18 protein-coding genes are annotated in these 16,592 nt (G+C 66.4%); 10 read left to right on the plus strand and 8 right to left on the minus strand.

The features are described from left to right. Positions 1 to 66: 66 nt before the first annotated feature. Positions 67 to 1,458, minus strand: coding sequence for a KaiC domain-containing protein (locus CHB65_RS02805; RefSeq protein ID WP_089383543.1), 1,392 nt, complete (start codon positions 1,456 to 1,458; stop codon positions 67 to 69). A 146-nt stretch (positions 1,459 to 1,604) separates the two neighbouring features. Here CHB65_RS02805 and CHB65_RS02810 point away from each other — a divergent pair, with 146 nt between their 5' ends. After that, positions 1,605 to 2,333 (plus strand): alpha/beta hydrolase, encoded by a 729-nt coding sequence (locus CHB65_RS02810; protein ID WP_089383544.1) that lies wholly within the window; start codon positions 1,605 to 1,607, stop codon positions 2,331 to 2,333. 30 nt (positions 2,334 to 2,363) lie between these two features. Here CHB65_RS02810 and CHB65_RS02815 read toward each other — a convergent pair whose 3' ends face one another. Next, the gene (locus CHB65_RS02815; RefSeq protein ID WP_089383805.1) at positions 2,364 to 2,870 is read right to left on the minus strand and encodes a GNAT family N-acetyltransferase; all 507 of its coding nucleotides are present in this window, start codon (positions 2,868 to 2,870) and stop codon (positions 2,364 to 2,366) included. A gap of 203 nt (positions 2,871 to 3,073) precedes the next feature. Between CHB65_RS02815 and CHB65_RS02820 the strand changes: the two genes are divergently transcribed. Together CHB65_RS02820 and CHB65_RS17260 are read left to right on the plus strand one after the other, a co-directional pair. Continuing rightward, entirely contained in the window at positions 3,074 to 3,973 is a 900-nt protein-coding gene (locus CHB65_RS02820) for a Vms1/Ankzf1 family peptidyl-tRNA hydrolase (RefSeq protein WP_089383545.1), read from the plus strand. A 170-nt stretch (positions 3,974 to 4,143) separates the two neighbouring features. Further along, positions 4,144 to 6,402, plus strand: a complete 2,259-nt coding sequence (locus CHB65_RS17260; protein ID WP_089383546.1) for a hypothetical protein — start codon at positions 4,144 to 4,146, stop codon at positions 6,400 to 6,402. Positions 6,403 to 6,656: 254 nt separating this feature from the next. Here CHB65_RS17260 and CHB65_RS02830 read toward each other — a convergent pair whose 3' ends face one another. From CHB65_RS02830 to CHB65_RS02840, 3 genes are all read right to left on the minus strand, one after another. Beyond that, a complete protein-coding gene (locus CHB65_RS02830; protein ID WP_089383547.1) occupies positions 6,657 to 7,070 on the minus strand; it encodes a rhodanese-like domain-containing protein in 414 nt (137 codons plus the stop codon). Next, complete coding sequence (locus tag CHB65_RS02835) at positions 7,067 to 7,393, minus strand: cupin domain-containing protein (protein ID WP_089383548.1); 327 nt, start codon at positions 7,391 to 7,393, stop codon at positions 7,067 to 7,069. The genes CHB65_RS02830 and CHB65_RS02835 overlap by 4 nt, the downstream gene beginning before the upstream one ends. Positions 7,394 to 7,502: 109 nt before the next feature. Then, positions 7,503 to 8,897, minus strand: coding sequence for a bifunctional metallophosphatase/5'-nucleotidase (locus tag CHB65_RS02840; protein ID WP_089383549.1), 1,395 nt, complete (start codon positions 8,895 to 8,897; stop codon positions 7,503 to 7,505). A gap of 297 nt (positions 8,898 to 9,194) precedes the next feature. Between CHB65_RS02840 and rpl7ae the strand changes: the two genes are divergently transcribed. The 4 genes from rpl7ae to ndk are packed head-to-tail and all read left to right on the plus strand — an operon-like array spanning position 9,195 to position 10,454. Continuing rightward, complete coding sequence (gene rpl7ae, locus CHB65_RS02845; protein WP_089383550.1) at positions 9,195 to 9,557, plus strand: 50S ribosomal protein L7Ae; 363 nt, start codon at positions 9,195 to 9,197, stop codon at positions 9,555 to 9,557. Positions 9,558 to 9,563: 6 nt separating this feature from the next. Next, positions 9,564 to 9,788, plus strand: a complete 225-nt coding sequence (locus CHB65_RS02850) for a 30S ribosomal protein S28e (RefSeq protein WP_089383551.1) — start codon at positions 9,564 to 9,566, stop codon at positions 9,786 to 9,788. 1 nt (position 9,789) lies between these two features. Next, positions 9,790 to 9,981 (plus strand): 50S ribosomal protein L24e, encoded by a 192-nt coding sequence (locus CHB65_RS02855; RefSeq protein ID WP_089383552.1) that lies wholly within the window; start codon positions 9,790 to 9,792, stop codon positions 9,979 to 9,981. Further along, positions 9,978 to 10,454, plus strand: a complete 477-nt coding sequence (gene ndk, locus CHB65_RS02860) for a nucleoside-diphosphate kinase (protein WP_089383553.1) — start codon at positions 9,978 to 9,980, stop codon at positions 10,452 to 10,454. The genes CHB65_RS02855 and ndk overlap by 4 nt, the downstream gene beginning before the upstream one ends. A gap of 74 nt (positions 10,455 to 10,528) precedes the next feature. On the opposite strand, the gene CHB65_RS02865 is transcribed toward ndk, so the two are convergent. Then, positions 10,529 to 11,047 (minus strand): universal stress protein, encoded by a 519-nt coding sequence (locus CHB65_RS02865; protein WP_089383554.1) that lies wholly within the window; start codon positions 11,045 to 11,047, stop codon positions 10,529 to 10,531. 93 nt (positions 11,048 to 11,140) lie between these two features. Beyond that, positions 11,141 to 12,373: an outer membrane protein assembly factor BamB family protein gene (locus tag CHB65_RS02870; RefSeq protein WP_089383555.1), complete on the minus strand. Its 1,233-nt coding sequence runs from the start codon at positions 12,371 to 12,373 to the stop codon at positions 11,141 to 11,143. A 213-nt stretch (positions 12,374 to 12,586) separates the two neighbouring features. On the opposite strand from CHB65_RS02870, the gene CHB65_RS02875 reads away from it, so the two are divergent. Continuing rightward, a complete protein-coding gene (locus tag CHB65_RS02875; protein WP_089383556.1) occupies positions 12,587 to 13,036 on the plus strand; it encodes an SRPBCC family protein in 450 nt (149 codons plus the stop codon). Between the two features lie 98 nt (positions 13,037 to 13,134). On the opposite strand, the gene CHB65_RS02880 is transcribed toward CHB65_RS02875, so the two are convergent. Next, entirely contained in the window at positions 13,135 to 13,752 is a 618-nt protein-coding gene (locus CHB65_RS02880) for a halocyanin domain-containing protein (protein ID WP_089383557.1), read from the minus strand. 324 nt (positions 13,753 to 14,076) lie between these two features. Between CHB65_RS02880 and CHB65_RS02885 the strand changes: the two genes are divergently transcribed. Together CHB65_RS02885 and idsA3 are read left to right on the plus strand one after the other, a co-directional pair. Continuing rightward, entirely contained in the window at positions 14,077 to 15,429 is a 1,353-nt protein-coding gene (locus tag CHB65_RS02885; protein ID WP_089383558.1) for a ribonuclease J, read from the plus strand. Beyond that, positions 15,426 to 16,472 (plus strand): geranylfarnesyl diphosphate synthase, encoded by a 1,047-nt coding sequence (gene idsA3 / locus CHB65_RS02890; RefSeq protein ID WP_089383559.1) that lies wholly within the window; start codon positions 15,426 to 15,428, stop codon positions 16,470 to 16,472. Before CHB65_RS02885 ends, idsA3 begins: the two co-directional genes overlap by 4 nt. The last annotated feature ends 120 nt before the right edge of the window (positions 16,473 to 16,592 follow it).

Below are 16,592 nucleotides of genomic sequence, written 5' to 3' on the forward strand. Positions count from 1 at the left end.
CCGTTCAGCGCGCGACGGGATAAAAGTGGACGGCGTCTCCCATCCGACGGGATCCGTCCGTGCCTCTCAGAAAATATTCGCCTGTCGATACACGGAGATCCCGTCGTCGGTGATCTCGTACGGCTTGGCCTCCCGGGAGTGATTCGCGTTGCGGATCTTCAAGATCTCAACGGCCAGCCGCGTCTCCTGAAAGTTCGAGGTACGAACGTACTGGAGGATGACCACAGCGTCAGTGAGATACTCGACGATTCCGTGTCTCGAGGTGTACGGGCTCTCGTCGCTGGCTTCGGAGGTGAGAAGCGTCGTCACCCCCGCACGCTTCAACGATCGGGTGAAATCGAAGACCTCCGAGCGTCGCTTCGCGGGGTGATCGTACATCATCTCCAAAAGCGAGACGGAGTCGAGGACGAGCCGCTCCGCCCCGAAGTCGGTGATCAGCCGGGAGAGGTCGTTCCGGAGCGATGAGAGCGAGTTCGCCATCTCGACTGGGTCGAGCGAGACGAGCGCGAGCAGGCCGTCATCGATGTACTCCTCGAACGGCCAGCCACGCTCCTCGGCGGTGTCGATGATCGCCTCTCGGCTCTCCTCAAGCGTGATGTAGACGCCCTTTTCGCCGTTCCGAAGCGACTCGTTGAGGAACTGCAACGCGAAGGTCGTCTTGCCCGTCCCGGCGGAGCCGATGATCGACATGAGCGATCGGCGGGGGACGCCCCCGAGGATCATCTCATCGAGGCCGTCGATCCCGAGGACGATCCGATCGATCTCCGAGTCGAACTCCTCGTCGTCAAACGTTTCGACGCCGGTTCCGTCCCGACCGCCGAACTCCGAGAAGCCGAAGTCGTCGCCGCCGGCGAAGCCGCCGAACGGATCCTCGGCGCCCCCGAGCGGGCTACTGTCCGTCGGGCCGGCTCCCACTCCGGTGTCCCCACCGAACGGATCCGCCCCACCCTGAACGCCCCCGCCGAACGGGGCAGCATCGGCGCCGGTGCCATCGACGAACGGATCGGTGACGTCCCCGGCGCTCCGGCTCGGTGGCGTCTCATCGTCGTCCCGAGCGCCGCCGAACGGATCCACCTCGTCGTCCTCCCGAGCGCCGCCGAACGGATCCACCCCGTCGTCCCCGGAGGAACGCCATGCGGTGTCCGCCTCAGTCGTTCGAGCGGTACCGACCTCGCTCTCTTCGCTACCGCCGACCTCGCTCTCGTCGCTACCGCCGACCTCGCTCTCGTCGCTGTCGGCACCCGGATCGTCGCTGTCAACTTCCGGACCCTCATCGATCGCGCCGTCGCCGTCGGACTGTTGCGCTCCATCGAGCCCGTCGTCGATCCTCATCGCCTCATTCGCGTCGCGGTCGGCGTCTTCAAGGGACTCCTCCAACTCGACGAGTTCGTCGCTCTCGTCCGACTCCTCGAGTTCGCGGAGAGTCCGTTCGAACCAATCCTCGTCGTCGTCGCTCATTGCTCCGATCGCCCCCGGGGGGCAGTCATGTTTTCCCTCATGAGGCCCGGTGGCTTGAAGCTTTGCAGCCTGGACGGCGTTCCGGCCGGTGTGAGATGATGCGCGTGCATGAAACGGTTTTTGCCCTTGGGTAGCCGTGTTCCTCCATGTCCGAAACCGTCTTGATCCCCGGCGCACGGGACGTTCGTGCGAGCCTCGATCGGGCGGTACACGGTACCGAGGGGTGGTTCGAAGCGGAGAAGTCGACCGACGCGGCTGACCGGACGAGCAACGCGGCTGACCGGGCGAGCAACGCGGCTGACCGGACGAGCAACGCGGCTGACCGGAAAGCGACGGGTTCGATCGTCGTCGCGTGTCCGCCGGATCCACGGCAACGCGGCCACCGGGGTGACGGACGGCTCCGGGCGGTGAGCGACGTCCTCACCGCCCGCGGCGTCGACTGTCTACGGTTCGATTACGGGGCCCACGACGACGGCTACGGCGAATCGACCGATGCCGATCGGGCGGTCGGCTGGGCGCTGGAGCGGTACGACCGGGTCGCGCTCTTCGGCTACTCCTTCGGCGGGTGTATCGCGCTCGTCGCGGGTACGAGCCGTCCCGAGTGTGTCGGGACCTGTGCGCTCGCACCCACCGCCCGATTGAATCCCGACGTGGACGCGGTCGCCGCGCTCGACTCCCCAACGACACCGGTGCAGGTCATCTACGGCACCCGTGATGAGACGGCCGAGTGGCGTCCCGTCGTCGATCGCGCCCGGGAGGTCGGCGCCGACGTCGTCGCGGTCGAAGGCGATCACTTCTTCGTCGGCCAGACGGGCACCGTCGCCGAGATGGCGGCCGACTGGCTCGTCCCGCGTTGTCTGGGTGAGCCGCGATAGGATCGGGGCCGATGCACCTGCTCTGTGATCCTATTTGTCGTCGACGGCTCGGACGATGAGTTCGCCCCACGGGTCGAACCCGTGACGATCATAAAAGGCACGGGCCCGCTCGTTCGCCGGGTCGACGTCGAGGAGGATCCGATCCAGAGGAAGGTCCTGGTCATCGGCAAGCGCAAGCGCTTCGTCCATGAGGTCGTCCGCCAGCCCCGTGCCCCGATGTGCCGGTGCGACGTAGAGTTCGTTGATCACGGCGGCGTCCCAGATCATCGACAGTCGCTCCGGGAGACAGAACACGTAGCCGACGACCGCGCCCTCGTCGTCGACGGCGACGGTGACACACCGGGGCTTGTCGGCCACACAGCGGTCCACCCACTGAAGCCAGCGTTCCCGGTAGGCGTCGGTTAGCTTCCGATCATAAACGGCAGCTTTCTCCTCGCCGCCGGTTCCCTCCCCCAATCCACGCTCGAAGGCGAGTTTGCAGTCGTACAGTCCGTCGGCGTCCGTTGTCGCGTCGTATGGGCGCATTTCGAGAGCCATGCTCCTCCGTGTGCGGGCCGCGGCGTAGCGGTTTCCGCTTTCGGCAATCGAGGTGCCGTTTTCGGCGATCGAGGTGCCGTTTTCTGGGGTCGAGACACGGCCGTCGTCGGCCGAGACGATCCCATCCAGCGAAACCGCGTCTCGGGCCGGAGCGTCCCCTCCGGAAGCAACCATTTAACCCACGCCGGACCCGTTCTCTCGGCATGATCGACGAGCTGCTCGGGCGCGCCGAGTTGAAGGAGCGGATCGCCGAGTTGGAGGAGGAGAAACGGCACCTCGAACGGCGCGCAGAGGCCGAGGCGGAGCGCCGTGCGGACGCGGTCGCGGACCGACAGCAGGCCGAGGAGCGGGTCAACCGGCTGGAGGACCGGATCGTCGAGCTTGAAGATCGGATCGAGCGGGCCGAATCGGGCGAGGTCGACGTCGAGTTTCGGCGGGTGAGCGACCTCCGCGGCGGCCGGCTCCGGGACGTGCTCGGCCGGCTCCGGTCGATCCGCAGCGACGACCCCGAGGCGCTCTTTACCGCCTGTGTCGTGGACGAGGACGCCGTCCCGGGATCGGTGGCGGACCTGCTTGGCGACCGCAGCCGGCTCGTCAGACGTGCCGCCCCGACGGTCGTCCTCGCCGACGAACTCGGTATCCTGAGCGCGGCGATCTCGCCCGCGTTGCCCCCGGAGCCCTTCGACGGCTGGGACGACCGCTTCCGGCTCCCCGCGGAGTGGTTCCTGCCGACCGGACGGTTCGCCTTCGCGCTCGTGCGGTCGGACACGTTCGCGCTCGGCGTCTACGAGGGCGACGAGCGCGTCTCCTTCGAGGGGTTCACCACGGACGTCAAGGAGGCCCACTCGAAGGGTGGCTTCTCGCAGGGCCGGTTCGAGCGCCGTCGCGACGGACAGATCGCCGACCACCTCGGCGACGTCAGGGACGCGCTCGAAGCCGTCGAGGACGTCGAGCGGACCATCATCGTCGGCGAACGGAGCGTGCTGGGGGAGGTCCGTTCACACGCCGATCACACCGACGTCTCCGACGCGACCGGCTCGCCGGAGGCGGCGCTCTCGGACGCGTTTCGGGACTTCTGGACCGCCCGCATCCACGCGATATAGGGGCAGTCGCTCATCCGTTCATCGTGTTTCGGCCGAAAGATTCGGCCAAAACCTATGTTATTTGAAGCCATAGCGCACAGTGGAGGGACCCGTCACACGCTCCCTCCCCCCTTTCTCACCCGATGTAATCGAACGGATAGGGATAAATTTGGTCACGACGTGGGGCCCGTATGAATCGGTCACAGTCCCCAAACATCACCGAGGGATCTCCGTTGATCCTGGTGTTGTGGACGCTCGTGCTCGCCCTCCTCGTCGTCGGGGGCGCAGCAGGGGTTGCGGCGGTTGACGGGACAGTTGGGGTCGCCATTGGGGAGGCGGCGGGGGCTGAGGTCGACGCGACAACTGAATCCGGCCTTTTGGGCGACGACGCGATCGGGGCTGATCCCACCGTCCGGACGACCGATCCGAATCACGGCGTATCTACCGCCGGGTCGACCCGTTCCGCCGTGTTTCATCCCGACCCGATCCGCCTCCACGACGAGCTCTTTCTCATCGACGAGCCGGGCTACGTCGGGGTGCGCGCGACCGTCGAGGTCCCCGAAACCGTTCCGGCGCTGCGTATCACCCTGCACGACGCCAGCGGCGATCCGATCGACGTGAACGGCTTCGAGCGCGTCGAGGACGCCGAACAGGGCGAAGGAACCTTCGAGTGGGACGGGGAGACCGACCGACCCTCGGTGACGTATCGCATGGCGGCCGACCATGCGGCCGACGGCGAGGGTCCCCTCGACGGCGGCGGGTCCTATCGATTCGTCGACGCCGGCGATTGGGCGCTCGTCGGGACGCCGGTCTCGGACCTGCATTACTCCTCCGGCGGTGGCGAGGTGGCAGTCGTCCGCGAGCGCGGCGTCGAGGGCGAGGGGGTCGCCTCCCAGGCGATGGCCTTCCTCGGACCCCACGAAGAGTACGTTCACGAGGCGGCGGGCCAACGATTCCGACTCGTCGTTCCCGAGGCGGCAGACCCGGTCGCATCACCGGAGGAGGTGTTCGACGCGTTCGAGTACGCGGCGACGGCGTTGCAGGTCGGTGCCCGTGATACCGAAGTGGTCGCCATCGTCGCGCCGACGGACGAAGTCGACTGGGCCGCCCGCGGGGTGCAGGCGGGCGACCGCGACCTCTGGGTTGCCGCGGACGAACCCGTGGGAACCGCCGACGACGTCTGGACACACGAGTACGTCCACACGCGCCAGGGGTACGACACGGCGGGGGAGACCTCGACCGACGAGATCCCCGCCGACGGGAGCGCCCGGTGGTTCACCGAGGCGACCGCGACCTACTACGCCGCGCTCTTTGCCGTGGACCGCGGCAAGGCCGATTTCGACGAGTTCCAGCGGATCCTCGTCCGTGGCGAGCGCCAGCCCGCGGCGACGGCGATCCTCGATGACCCGACGACCTGGCGAGGGACGCCGGATTACACCAAGGGCGCGCTCGTCGCGGGCGAAGTCGATCGACAGCTGCGCGTCGCGACCGACGGCCGGGCCTCGCTCGCGACCGTCTTCCGTGAGCTCAACGCCGCATCCGAGCCGGTCACGAACCGTGACTTCCTCGACGCCGTCGAAGCCGCCGCGGCCGAACACGCAGACGCGTCAACTGCGGCCGCGATCCGGGACGATGCCGAACGCTACACGACGACTGATGCCGTCCCCACGGTCTGGGATCGGGGGACACACGCCGAGGCGTTCGGCGCGCCGCCGGCACAGGTAGGGTACGAGGTCGCCGAGGACGGCGTCCGCGCCACTGGCGAGTATCGGGATCGACCTACCGAGCACGACCCGGTTCGGCTCGTCGCCGGCGAGACGCTCGCGCTGGAGGTGTCGGTTCGCAACACCGGCGGCGAACCGGGCGCGTACGACGTCGAGTTGCGGGTCGACGGCGAGGTGGTCGCCGCCGAGGACGGAACCATCGAGCCCGACACCGAGCGGACGGTGGAGCTGACCCACACGTTCGAGACGCCCGGCGAACACGAGGTCACAGTCGGTGACGAGACCGTCTCCGTCGTCGTCGCCGAACCCGCATCCGTGACCGTCGACGACCTCTCGGTCGAGCCCGGTACGATCGAGGTCGACGACGAAGTCGTCGCGACCGTCTCGGTGCGCAACGACGCGGATCTGCCGGCGGGCGGCGAGATCCAACTGCTCGTCGATGGCGAGGCCGTCGCGACGGACACAGTTCGGCTGGACGTCGACGGATCGACGACGCTCGAACACGAGATCACGCTTGAGAGCCCGGGGACGATCCAGGTCGAGGCCGTCGGGCCTGCGGACGCCGCGACGGCGACCGTGACGGTTGAGGGTGACGGCCCGCTCGGCGGCGTCGCTGACGACCTCGTGGAGACGGTCGATGAAGTCCCCGGCTTCGGTCCGGTCGCCGCCATCGTTGCGGTGATCGCGTTCCTCTCGACCGCAGCCCTCGCTCGGCGGAAGCGCTGAGCCGCGACGTGACCGGGACCCGATCAGCGCGGACGGCTGGGAGCTGGGTAGATAACCAATGGGTCGAGATCGATATATAACTCATACCGACGAGATCGGTATATAAACGACTCCGGCGGATCGGTATATAAACAGCGGTAGCGGCTTGGGCTTATAAATCGGGTCGGAGAAATCGACAGATAACCACTATCGACCGACTCAAGGCATCCATCGAGCCGACGACCCGGCAACTCGATCGGAACCGACGACCTGGATTAAAAGGGTGCGGCGGGTCCCTCGTCCGGCTCGTGTGCGTGTCCATCGCCCTCTCCACTGTCGGATCCCGCAGCGCCAGACGGCTCGGTCGGCTCCAGTTCGTTCCCCGCGGCCTCCCACGCCTCGATACCGCCCCGGAGGCTCTCGACGTGTGCATCGACGGTCCCCTCGTAGCTCCCGATCAGCTGTGCGGCCTGTCGGCTGGCGATCCCGTGGGGACAGACGGTGACGATCCGTTCCGCGCCGGTTAGCTCGGCGACCCGCGTGGTCAGTTCCGGAAACGGGATCGACTCGCTTCCCGGAAGGTGACCCCGATCGTACGCTCGCTCGTCGCGGATGTCGACGATCCGAACCGGCTCGTCCCCCTCGAGGAGCGTCGCAAGCTCCTCGACCTCGATCTCGGCGACCGTCATGGAAGCGGACAGAGGCTGGCGGTGATCACGGCGCGCCGATCCGTCTCGTTGCGGGCCCCGTGGATCGCCCCACGCTCGTTCAACACGACCGCGGGTGCCGCGAGCGTCTCCGTCTCGTCGTCGCGGATCACCGTGGGCTCGCCTTCGATGACGTGAAAGACGTTCGTCGAGTCGGCGTGTTCGTGGGGGTTGATCTCCCCGCCCGGCGCGAGGACGAACGCCTTCACGAGGACGTCGTCGGTCACGACGAGTTCGGCGGATTCGGCCGTCCCCTCCTCGGGATCGAGGCCGTCGATGGCGGAGGCGTAGCGGTCAAGCGTCATACCGTACGGATCGGTGCCCGAGTACAAAAGTCGTCGGCGTCCAACTGGGAGAGGATGTCACGGCCGGGTCCGCCCGCCGGCGCGTGGGTGGCCCTCGCAATCGAGCCACTCACTCGGCGTGCGGGTGACCCTCGACGCGGTTGCGGATCTCGATCCGACCCTCGATGGCCGGGTCGATGCCGTGTTCACGGCCGTAGTCGGCGAGCACCTCGTACTGGATGTCGGCCTCGCCGATCCGGTGACGCTGTTGCAGCGTCGGGAACTCGTGTTCGGAGTGCAACAGGTACTCCGAGGTCGCGAGCGTGTATCGGCCGTCGGGATCGATCGGCTTCCCGCCGACGGTCGCCTCGACGAGCCGGTCCGCCGTCGCATCCCAAACGACCCGGGCGTTCGAGACGTGTCCGTGCCACCAGTCCGCCTCGCCGAAGTCGACGTCGGGGGCCGCCATCTCCCGCAACACCGCCCGAAGCTCCCGCCCGGAGAGCGAGACGAGCACCACCGGCTCCTCGAAGGGGATCAGGCTGATCAGGTCGGCTTTGGTCACCTCGCCCTGCCACGGATCGCCCTGACGCAACCCCCCGGCGTTCGAGAGGCCGACATCGGCGTCGTGGGCCCATCGGAACGCGTCCGCGACGAAGTTCCCGACGCGACACTCCCCGCCGTGGACGACCGCGCCGGTTCGTTCGATCGGTGTCTCGACCCGGCCGATCACCTCGTCGAGGTCGGCGGCGGCCATCCGCGCTTCGAGCGTCCCTTTGAGCGGTTCATACGGGGATGCACCCGTCGGTTCGTGTAGCGTCGCCGTCGCGCGTGACCCGTCGAGGTCGACTTCGATCACCGTCTCGCCGTTCACACCCGGCCGCACGAGCAGCGTGTCGTGGACGTACTCGTTTCGTCGGCTGTGAACGTGTCCGCCGAGGATAGCATCGACGTCGAGGGCGGCCGCGAGGTCGTCATCGCCCCCGCCGAGATGGGAGAGGACGACGAGGCGATCCGGCTCGCCGGCCGTCGTACGGAGGTCGGCGATCGCTTTCCGGGCGGCCGTCACGGGCTCATCGAACGAGAGCGGCGCGGCCATCGGGTTCAACGAGTCCGTCGCCGGATCCGTGAGTCCGACGAATCCGACCCTCGTCCCGTCGACTCGACGGGTCGTCCACGGCACGACGCCCTCGGAACGGCCGAACGGCCCGCCCTCCTCATCGCGCACGTTCGCGGAGACGAACTCGACGGGTGCGTCGGCGACGAGTTCGCGGAGCGGATCCGGCCCATAATCGAACTCGTGGTTGCCGAAGGTGTCGAGGGCGGTGTCGGTGGCGGCGTAGAACTCGAGGATGTGCCGTCCCTTCGCGACGAGCGAGAGCACGCCCGGGGCGGTCGTGTCGCCCGTGCCGACGACGAGCGTGTCGGGGCCCGAAAGCGCCCGGATCTGCCCGGCGAGTCGGGCCGCACGCTCGGGGGCGTCGAAGACGTTCTCGATATCGGAGTAGTGGACCAACCGGGCCATCTACCCGGATCGAGTCGCCCGAAGCGGGTAAAGGACTCGAAGGAGGACGGCACGGGGGGCAAAGGACTCGAAGGAGGACGGCGGCGAGAGTCGATCGACATGTCGACGAAGCGGACGAAACCGCACGCAACGGACGGCGTGCGTCCGGCTCACATGCCCGGATCGCATTGGACACGCTTTTATGATGCCCTTGCCAATTCCGGGCTACAGCCTCTTCGGGGTTGATGATGTGCCGTTCCGTTAGGGACCGACCACGGGACGGACACGCGAGCCCGCGGGGAGGATAGGTGAACAACCATGGCAGTTTACGTAGATTACGACACCCCAGCCGACCTCGCAGAGCGAGCCCTCGAGGCGCTCGAGGTCGCCCGAGACACCGGTACCGTGAAGAAAGGAACCAACGAGACGACCAAATCGGTCGAGCGCGGCAACGCCGACCTCGTCTTCGTCGCCGAGGACGTCTCCCCCGAGGAGATCGTGATGCACCTCCCCGAACTCGCCGACGAGAAAGGGATCAGCGTCGTCTTCGTCGACACGCAGGACGAAGTCGGCCTCGCCGCCGGCCTCGAAGTCGGCTCGGCCGCCGCCGCCATCGTCGACGCCGGCGACGCGAGCGACGACGTCGAGGACATCGCCGAAAAGGTCGCGGAGCTTCGATAACCCACCATGAGCGCAGAAGAGGGAACCAGCGACTCGACCACCGCGGAGGTGATCGAGGTCGTCGGCAAAACCGGGATGCACGGCGAGGCCATGCAGGTCAAATGCCGCATCCAGGAGGGATCAAACCAGGGACGTATCATCACCCGAAACGTCATCGGTCCCGTGCGGCTGGGCGACGTGCTTCAGCTGCGTGAGACCCAGCGTGATGCGGACTCCATCGGAGGACGATAACATGGTCGAGAAACGCACCTGCGATTTCACCGGCGAGGAGATCGAACCCGGCACGGGCACGATGTACGTGAAGGTCGACGGAACGGTCCTCCACTTCGTCGACTCGAAGGCGGAGAAGAACTACTTCCTCGGCCGCGAGGCGCGCGACCTGGAGTGGACCGAGGAGGGACGCGCGGAGGGCGGTAACGAATGAGCCACCACGACGAGCGCACCTTCGTGATGGTCAAGCCCGACGGCGTCCAGCGCGGACTGATCGGCGAGATCGTCTCGCGGTTCGAGGCGCGCGGTCTGAAGCTCGTCGGCGGCAAGTTGATGCAGATCGACGAGGACCTCGCACACGATCACTACGGCGAACACGCGGACAAGCCCTTCTTCGACGGGCTCGTCGAGTTCATCACCTCCGGACCCGTCTTCGCGATGGTCTGGGAGGGAGCGGACGCGACGCGGCAGGTCCGTTCGATGGTCGGCGAGACCGATCCGGCCGAATCCGCGCCCGGCACCATCCGCGGCGACTTCGGCCTCGATCTGGGCCACAACGTCATCCACGCCTCCGATCACGAGGACGAAGGCGCGAACGAGCGCGAGATCGCCCTTTTCTTCGACGAGTCGGAACTCGTCGAGTACGACCTCGACACCGCGGTCTGGGTGTACGAGGACGAAGAATAGCTCCCGATCCGCCGTTTTCGTGTCGCTGTATCCGACGTCTCCGCGAGTACGCTCTTCGTTCGTGGCGCGCGTCGTTACCTTTCGCTCACGTCACCGTCCGGTCGCACGGTGACGACGGGCGTGTCGGCGGTTCGGACGATCTTCTCGGTCACGCTGCCGATCAGGATCCGATCGAGTCCCGTCCGGCCGTGTGTGCCCATCACGATGAGATCGGCGTCCTCCTGGTCGGCGTACTCGGTGATCGCGGCGTGCGGGGTACCGGTGAGGACGACGGGCTCGGCGTCCGCATCGAGCGCTTCGGCACGTTCGGCGACGGCCACTTCGGACTCCTTGACGAGCTGTTCCCGCTCGGCTTCAGGGTCGGCCTGTGAGCCCCCCATCGCGACCGCATCGGCCCCGTGATGATCGCCGCTCATTCCGGGAGAGACGTCGGTGATGCCGGTCGCCATGAGGCCGAAATCGACCGGCCGATCCTCGACCACATAGACCACGTCGACGGTGGCGTCGAAGCTCGAAGCGAGCGCTTCGACGTGTTCAGCGGCCGCTTCCGCGCCCTCGCTGCCGTCGGTCGGGTAACAGATATGGTCGTACATGACAACTGAGTGTAAGTATGCAGGGGGTAAAATAGCAGCGAAAAATCAGTCCGTGATACATGTGATACATAGGTTCACACCTCGATCCTGTCGTCACGCCGCCAATGCGATGACGGTTCCGTCCTCGGTCACGATGAGCGTCTCATCGGTCCCGTCCCCGGTCACGTCGGCAAACAGCGGGGCGGCGTAGACGACGACTGAGCCGGCGTCCCCGCGGAGAACCACCTCGCCGTTTCGGTTCATTGCCGTGACCTCGCCCCCCCGGTTGACCGCGACGACCTCGGCGGATCCGTCGCCGGTCACGTCGCCGACCGCCGGCTCGTTCACCCGGGTTTCACCGCCGTACTGCTGTTTCCAGACGACCTCGCCGTCGAGGAGATCAACCGCCCAGATGTCCCCGACGCCGCCGACGTGGACCCGCCCCGAATCCGCGTCCCCGACGTCGACGGGCACGTCCTGCAGGCCGACGTCGTACCGCGTCGAGCCGTCCGACGCCTCCATCGTCTCCAGCATGCCGTCCGAACTTCCGAGGGCGATGATCCCGCCCCGACGGCTGTCCGCTGCGTTCCAGCTCAACGTCGTCCCCTCGGGCGCTTCGGCCCAAACGACCTCGCCGGCCGCGTCGAGAACGGTGACCTGCTGGACGCCGTCGCCATCGGTGAGAAGGGCGATCCCGTCGTCGACGAGCGTCCCGGAGTCAGCGTCGGCCGAATCGTCGACCGCCGACTCCTCGCCCGTGATGGCCAGCGGTTGCAGCGCCGCGTCGCCTTCGATCTCCGTCTCGAAGAACGTCTCGCCGTCCCCACCGATAGCGAGGGCGGTCCCGTCGTCGCGAAGCACCACGAACTCGGGCTCGCCGTCGTCCGTCAGGTCGGTGGCGACCGGTGCCAGCGTCGAACCGGAGCCGAGCGACACCGTGAGGCGCGCCTCGCCATCGGCGGCATCGAGGACGACGAGGTCGCCCGCCTCGGTGGTGAACGCGATGACGGGCTCATCGTTCATTTCGGTAGCGACGAGATCGCTCGTCCCGTCAGGTTCGACGTCTCCGGGGACCGACACGGTCCACGCGACTTCCCCGGCCATATCGAGCGCCCGGATCGCGGCCGCGTCGTCATCGATGGCCGGCTGTATCACCGAGGGATCGCCGTCGACGGTGGCGACGACGGCCCCGGTTCCGTCGTCGCCTTCTGCGGGATCCGACTCCCAGATGATCTCGGCGCCGGCAGTGTCAGCATCGAGGCCGACGAAGGCAAATACGGCGACGCCAACGCCGGCAGCACCGCCGGCAAAAAGGATCAGGCCCGCGAAGAGGACGCGCCGGTCCATTGGAGTCGATTAGGCCGTCGAAGGGATACCGCTGTCGGATGCGAGCGCTTCCGCGCCCCATTTATATCGACCAGGGACATGAAATCGGTTATCGTGTACGATCCGGAGGTCGCCTATAACGCAGGTGCTTCGTTGCTTCCGGCCGGTCGGTGCTGTTGTCCACCTTCCGCTCCGAGGGAAATATAAAGTAGGCCGATCACAAACCTGTCGCATATGACCGTGGTTAGCGAGTCGATACGGATCGATGTGCCGGTCGAAACGGCGTTCGAGTATCTCGACGACCCACACAATCACGCCGAAGTCACTCCCAGCGTGTCGGACGTACAGAACGTCGAACGTCTCGACAACGGCGGAAAACGATTGGACTGCCGGTACAAGATGGCGGGCATTGGTCTGGAGACGGTCCTCGAACAGACGATACACGAGCCGAATCACCGGATGGTCTTCGATATGCGCAGTGGGGTCGACGGGGAGATAGACCTCCAGTTCGCGGAGGCGAACGGCGGGACCGAGGTGACATACACCGCAACGTATGAGATTCCGGGCCGTGTGCTGAACGCGGTGGTGGAGCCGTTCGCGATCAAGTACAACGAACGGGAGCTCCGAACGGCGTTGGAGAATCTGAAACAACGCCTGGAACTCGAAGACGAAACCGAGGCGTGAACGAGAGGGGTACACGGCCGACCGCGGGAGCGGATAGATGACAATGAACCACACGACCCCTCCCTGCTCCGATCGTCTTATGAGGAGGCCACGTCGCGTCAGTCGTGCTGGCTCTTTATGTGTGCCGCGTAGAACAGCGGCACGAGCAGCGCGCCGGCGGCGCCGAACGCGAGCGCGAGCGCGCCGATATCGTCCGAGGTGAGCTGTCGGCCGGCGCCGTTCTCGTCGCCGTCGGGGTCGATGATCTCGTCCTCGGTGTCACCGACCGCGACCGTTCCCTTCATGCCCACCGCCTCGTGGGGCGTACAGACGTAGTTGAAGAAATCGCCCTCCTCGGCGTCGTCGAAGGTGTGTTCAAAGGTGTGGCCGGCGTCGTCGACGAGATCGGACTCGAAGCTTCCGTCCTCGGCGGCGACGTTGTGCTCGCCACCCTCACCGGTCCACTCCCAGACGACGGTCGCGCCCTCGTCGATGAGGACCGCCGCGGGTTCAAACAGCAATCCGTCGTCGCCCGCGCCGACCTCGACGGTCACCTCGTCCTCCTCGCGGAAGTCGACCGTTCCCTCGTAGTTCGACACATCATCTAGATAGCCGTCGTATGCGGCCGCCACGTTTCCGCTCCCGGCGGCCACGGCGCCCGTCGCCGCGGCGGCCCCGACGCTCGCACGGAAGAACCCGCGTCGGCTCATCGACGTGTCGTCCGCGTTCGATCTCATATCCGCACCGTCGGACCGTGACCGTATTTAACCTCCCGATCCACGGAGGACCGCACACCCGGCCGACCCCGCCGGCGGTCACGGCGGGACGAAGCGGCCGGTCGCCACGACGGGGTGGAGCGACCCGTCCGTCGTAGAACCCGGTAGTTTTTAAGATGCGCCCCTGTACCCTCGCACATCACACTCCCGCGGGACACGGTGAGCCGATCGCGGCTCGGCCGTAGCGGGGCCTTAACCGACGCGCGATAAAACGCCGGGGCAGACGGCCCCTCCATGCGGGTTTCAGTGACAACGCGCCGTTTCGCGGCGCCAGACACACCAACTATGGAAATCGAAATCGCGACAATCGGCGGCTATGAGGAGGTCGGTCGGCAGATGACGGCGGTGCGGGCGGGCGACGACATCGTCATCTTCGACATGGGCCTCAACCTGAGCAAGGTCCTGATCCACGACAACGTGGAGACGGAGAAGATGCACAGTCTGGACCTGATCGATATGGGCGCCATCCCCGACGACCGGGTGATGAGCGACCTCGAGGGCGACGTGCAGGCGATCGTCCCCACCCACGGTCACCTCGACCACATCGCAGCCATCCCCAAACTGGCGCACCGATATGACGCGCCCATCGTCGCCTCCCCGTACACGATCGAGCTCGTCAAACAGCAGATCCAGGGCGAGAGCAAGTTCCAGGTCGACAACGACCTCGTGAAGATGGAGGCGGGCGGCACGATGGCCATCGGTGACTCCGAACAGGTCGAGTTGGAGTTCGTCAACGTCACCCACTCGATCATCGACGCGATCAACCCGGTGTTACACACGCCCGAGGGGGCCATCGTCTACGGGCTGGACAAGCGGATGGACCACTCGCCGGTCATCGGCGACCCGATCGACATGAAGCGCTTCCGTGAGATCGGTCGCGAGGGCGAAGGCGTGCTCTGTTACATCGAGGACTGTACGAACGCCGGTCGGAAGGGTCGAACGCCCTCCGAGTCGGTCGCGAAGGAACACTTAGGTGACACCCTGCGATCGATGGAGGACTACTCCGGCGGCATCGTCGCGACGACGTTCTCCTCACACATCGCCCGCGTGAAGTCGCTCGTCGAGTTCGCCCGCGAGATCGGCCGCCAGCCGGTGTTGCTCGGCCGCTCGATGGAGAAGTACTCGGGGACCGCCGAACGGCTCGACTTCGTCGAGTTCCCCGGCGACCTCGGCATGTACGGCCACCGGAAGTCCGTCGACCGGACGTTCAAACGGATCATGAAGGAGGGGAAGGGCAACTTCCTCCCGATCGTCACCGGTCACCAGGGCGAGCCACGGGCGATGTTGACCCGGATGGGCCGCGGCGAGACGCCCTACGAGCTTGACGACGGCGACAAGGTCGTCTTCTCCGCGCGGGTGATCCCGGAGCCGACCAACGAGGGACAGCGGTATCAGTCCGAACAGCTGCTTCGGATGCAGGGCGCGCGGATCTACGACGACATCCACGTCTCCGGGCACCTCCGCGAGGAGGGGCACTACGAGATGCTGGACGCGCTCCAGCCCCAGCACGTCATCCCGGCCCACCAGAACCTCAAAGGGTTCGCCCCGTACGTCGATCTCGCCTCCTCGAAGGGGTACAGCCTCGGCCGTGACATCCACGTCACGAAGAACGGAAACACGATCCAGCTCGTCGAATGACGAGCGAGACCACGGAGGCGCGGGTGCTGGACGCCATCCGCGAGCGGCGTGATTTAGTCAACGCCGCTATCGATGAGGAGCTTCCCATACGGCGTCCCGAACGCCTCTATGAGGCGTCGCGGTACATCCTCGAAGCGGGCGGAAAGCGGCTCCGGCCGACGGTGACGATGCTGGCCGCCGAGGCGGTGACGGACGTCGATCCGCTGTCGATGGACTATCGATCCTTCCCCTCGCTTTCGGGGGATCCCGTCGACGTCATGCGCGCTGCGGTCTCCATCGAGGTGATCCAGTCGTTCACGCTGATCCACGACGACATCATGGACGAGGACGACCTCAGGCGTGGGGTTCCGGCAGTACACGAGCAGTACGATACGTCAACGGCCATCCTCGCGGGCGACACCCTCTATTCGAAGGCTTTCGAGATGATGACCGAAACCGGGGCGGATCCCACCGATGGACTGGAGGCCATGCGGCTGCTCGCAACGACCTGTACGGAGATCTGTGAGGGCCAGGCGCTCGACGTCGCCTTCGAAGCGAGAGACGATATCGAACCCGACGAGTATCTCGAGATGGTCGAGTTGAAGACGGCGGTCCTCTACGGCGCGGCCGCCGCGACCCCCGCGGTGCTGCTCGGCGCGGACGAGGAGGTCGCCGACGCGCTCTATCAGTACGGGATCGACTCCGGTCGGGCGTTTCAGATCCAGGACGACGTCCTCGACCTGACCGTCCCCTCCGAGGAGCTGGGCAAACAGCGCGGCTCGGATCTCGTCGAGGAGAAAGAGACGTTGATCACTTTACATGCCCGTGAGCAGGGCGTCGACGTCGACGGGCTGGTCGACGCCGAGACGCCGGCGGCCGTCACCGAGGCGGAGGTCGAGGCGGCCGTCGACGCGCTTTCGGCCGCCGGTTCCATCGATTTCGCGCGGGAGATGGCGGTGGACCTGACCGAACGGTCCAAAGAGCACCTCGACGTCTTGCCGGAGAACGAATCCCGACGGCTCTTGGAGGACATCGCGGACTACCTGATCGCACGGGGCTATTGATCACCTGACCGCGAATCTCTGATTCGTTAATCACGCGCTTCCGATCATCTGATTGCGCGGGGTACCGTCGGTCTGGCCGCGCGATGCTACTGCGGTACGCTCCCGGTCGGACAGTACTCG

The organism is Halorubrum vacuolatum, assembly GCF_900188065.1.
Taxonomy (GTDB): Archaea; Halobacteriota; Halobacteria; order Halobacteriales; family Haloferacaceae; genus Halorubrum; species Halorubrum vacuolatum.

Bases quoted from the DNA above. Each gene is read 5' to 3' on its own strand.
- CHB65_RS02805 (WP_089383543.1), bottom strand. From the start codon at position 1,458: ATGAGCGACGACGACGAGGATTGGTTCGAACGGACTCTCCGCGAACTC.
- CHB65_RS02810 (WP_089383544.1), top strand. From the start codon at position 1,605: ATGTCCGAAACCGTCTTGATCCCCGGCGCACGGGACGTTCGTGCGAGC.
- CHB65_RS02815 (WP_089383805.1), bottom strand. From the start codon at position 2,870: ATGGCTCTCGAAATGCGCCCATACGACGCGACAACGGACGCCGACGGA.
- CHB65_RS02820 (WP_089383545.1), top strand. From the start codon at position 3,074: ATGATCGACGAGCTGCTCGGGCGCGCCGAGTTGAAGGAGCGGATCGCC.
- CHB65_RS17260 (WP_089383546.1), top strand. From the start codon at position 4,144: ATGAATCGGTCACAGTCCCCAAACATCACCGAGGGATCTCCGTTGATC.
- CHB65_RS02830 (WP_089383547.1), bottom strand. From the start codon at position 7,070: ATGACGGTCGCCGAGATCGAGGTCGAGGAGCTTGCGACGCTCCTCGAG.
- CHB65_RS02835 (WP_089383548.1), bottom strand. From the start codon at position 7,393: ATGACGCTTGACCGCTACGCCTCCGCCATCGACGGCCTCGATCCCGAG.
- CHB65_RS02840 (WP_089383549.1), bottom strand. From the start codon at position 8,897: ATGGCCCGGTTGGTCCACTACTCCGATATCGAGAACGTCTTCGACGCC.
- rpl7ae (WP_089383550.1), top strand. From the start codon at position 9,195: ATGGCAGTTTACGTAGATTACGACACCCCAGCCGACCTCGCAGAGCGA.
- CHB65_RS02850 (WP_089383551.1), top strand. From the start codon at position 9,564: ATGAGCGCAGAAGAGGGAACCAGCGACTCGACCACCGCGGAGGTGATC.
- CHB65_RS02855 (WP_089383552.1), top strand. From the start codon at position 9,790: ATGGTCGAGAAACGCACCTGCGATTTCACCGGCGAGGAGATCGAACCC.
- ndk (WP_089383553.1), top strand. From the start codon at position 9,978: ATGAGCCACCACGACGAGCGCACCTTCGTGATGGTCAAGCCCGACGGC.
- CHB65_RS02865 (WP_089383554.1), bottom strand. From the start codon at position 11,047: ATGTACGACCATATCTGTTACCCGACCGACGGCAGCGAGGGCGCGGAA.
- CHB65_RS02870 (WP_089383555.1), bottom strand. From the start codon at position 12,373: ATGGACCGGCGCGTCCTCTTCGCGGGCCTGATCCTTTTTGCCGGCGGT.
- CHB65_RS02875 (WP_089383556.1), top strand. From the start codon at position 12,587: ATGACCGTGGTTAGCGAGTCGATACGGATCGATGTGCCGGTCGAAACG.
- CHB65_RS02880 (WP_089383557.1), bottom strand. From the start codon at position 13,752: ATGAGATCGAACGCGGACGACACGTCGATGAGCCGACGCGGGTTCTTC.
- CHB65_RS02885 (WP_089383558.1), top strand. From the start codon at position 14,077: ATGGAAATCGAAATCGCGACAATCGGCGGCTATGAGGAGGTCGGTCGG.
- idsA3 (WP_089383559.1), top strand. From the start codon at position 15,426: ATGACGAGCGAGACCACGGAGGCGCGGGTGCTGGACGCCATCCGCGAG.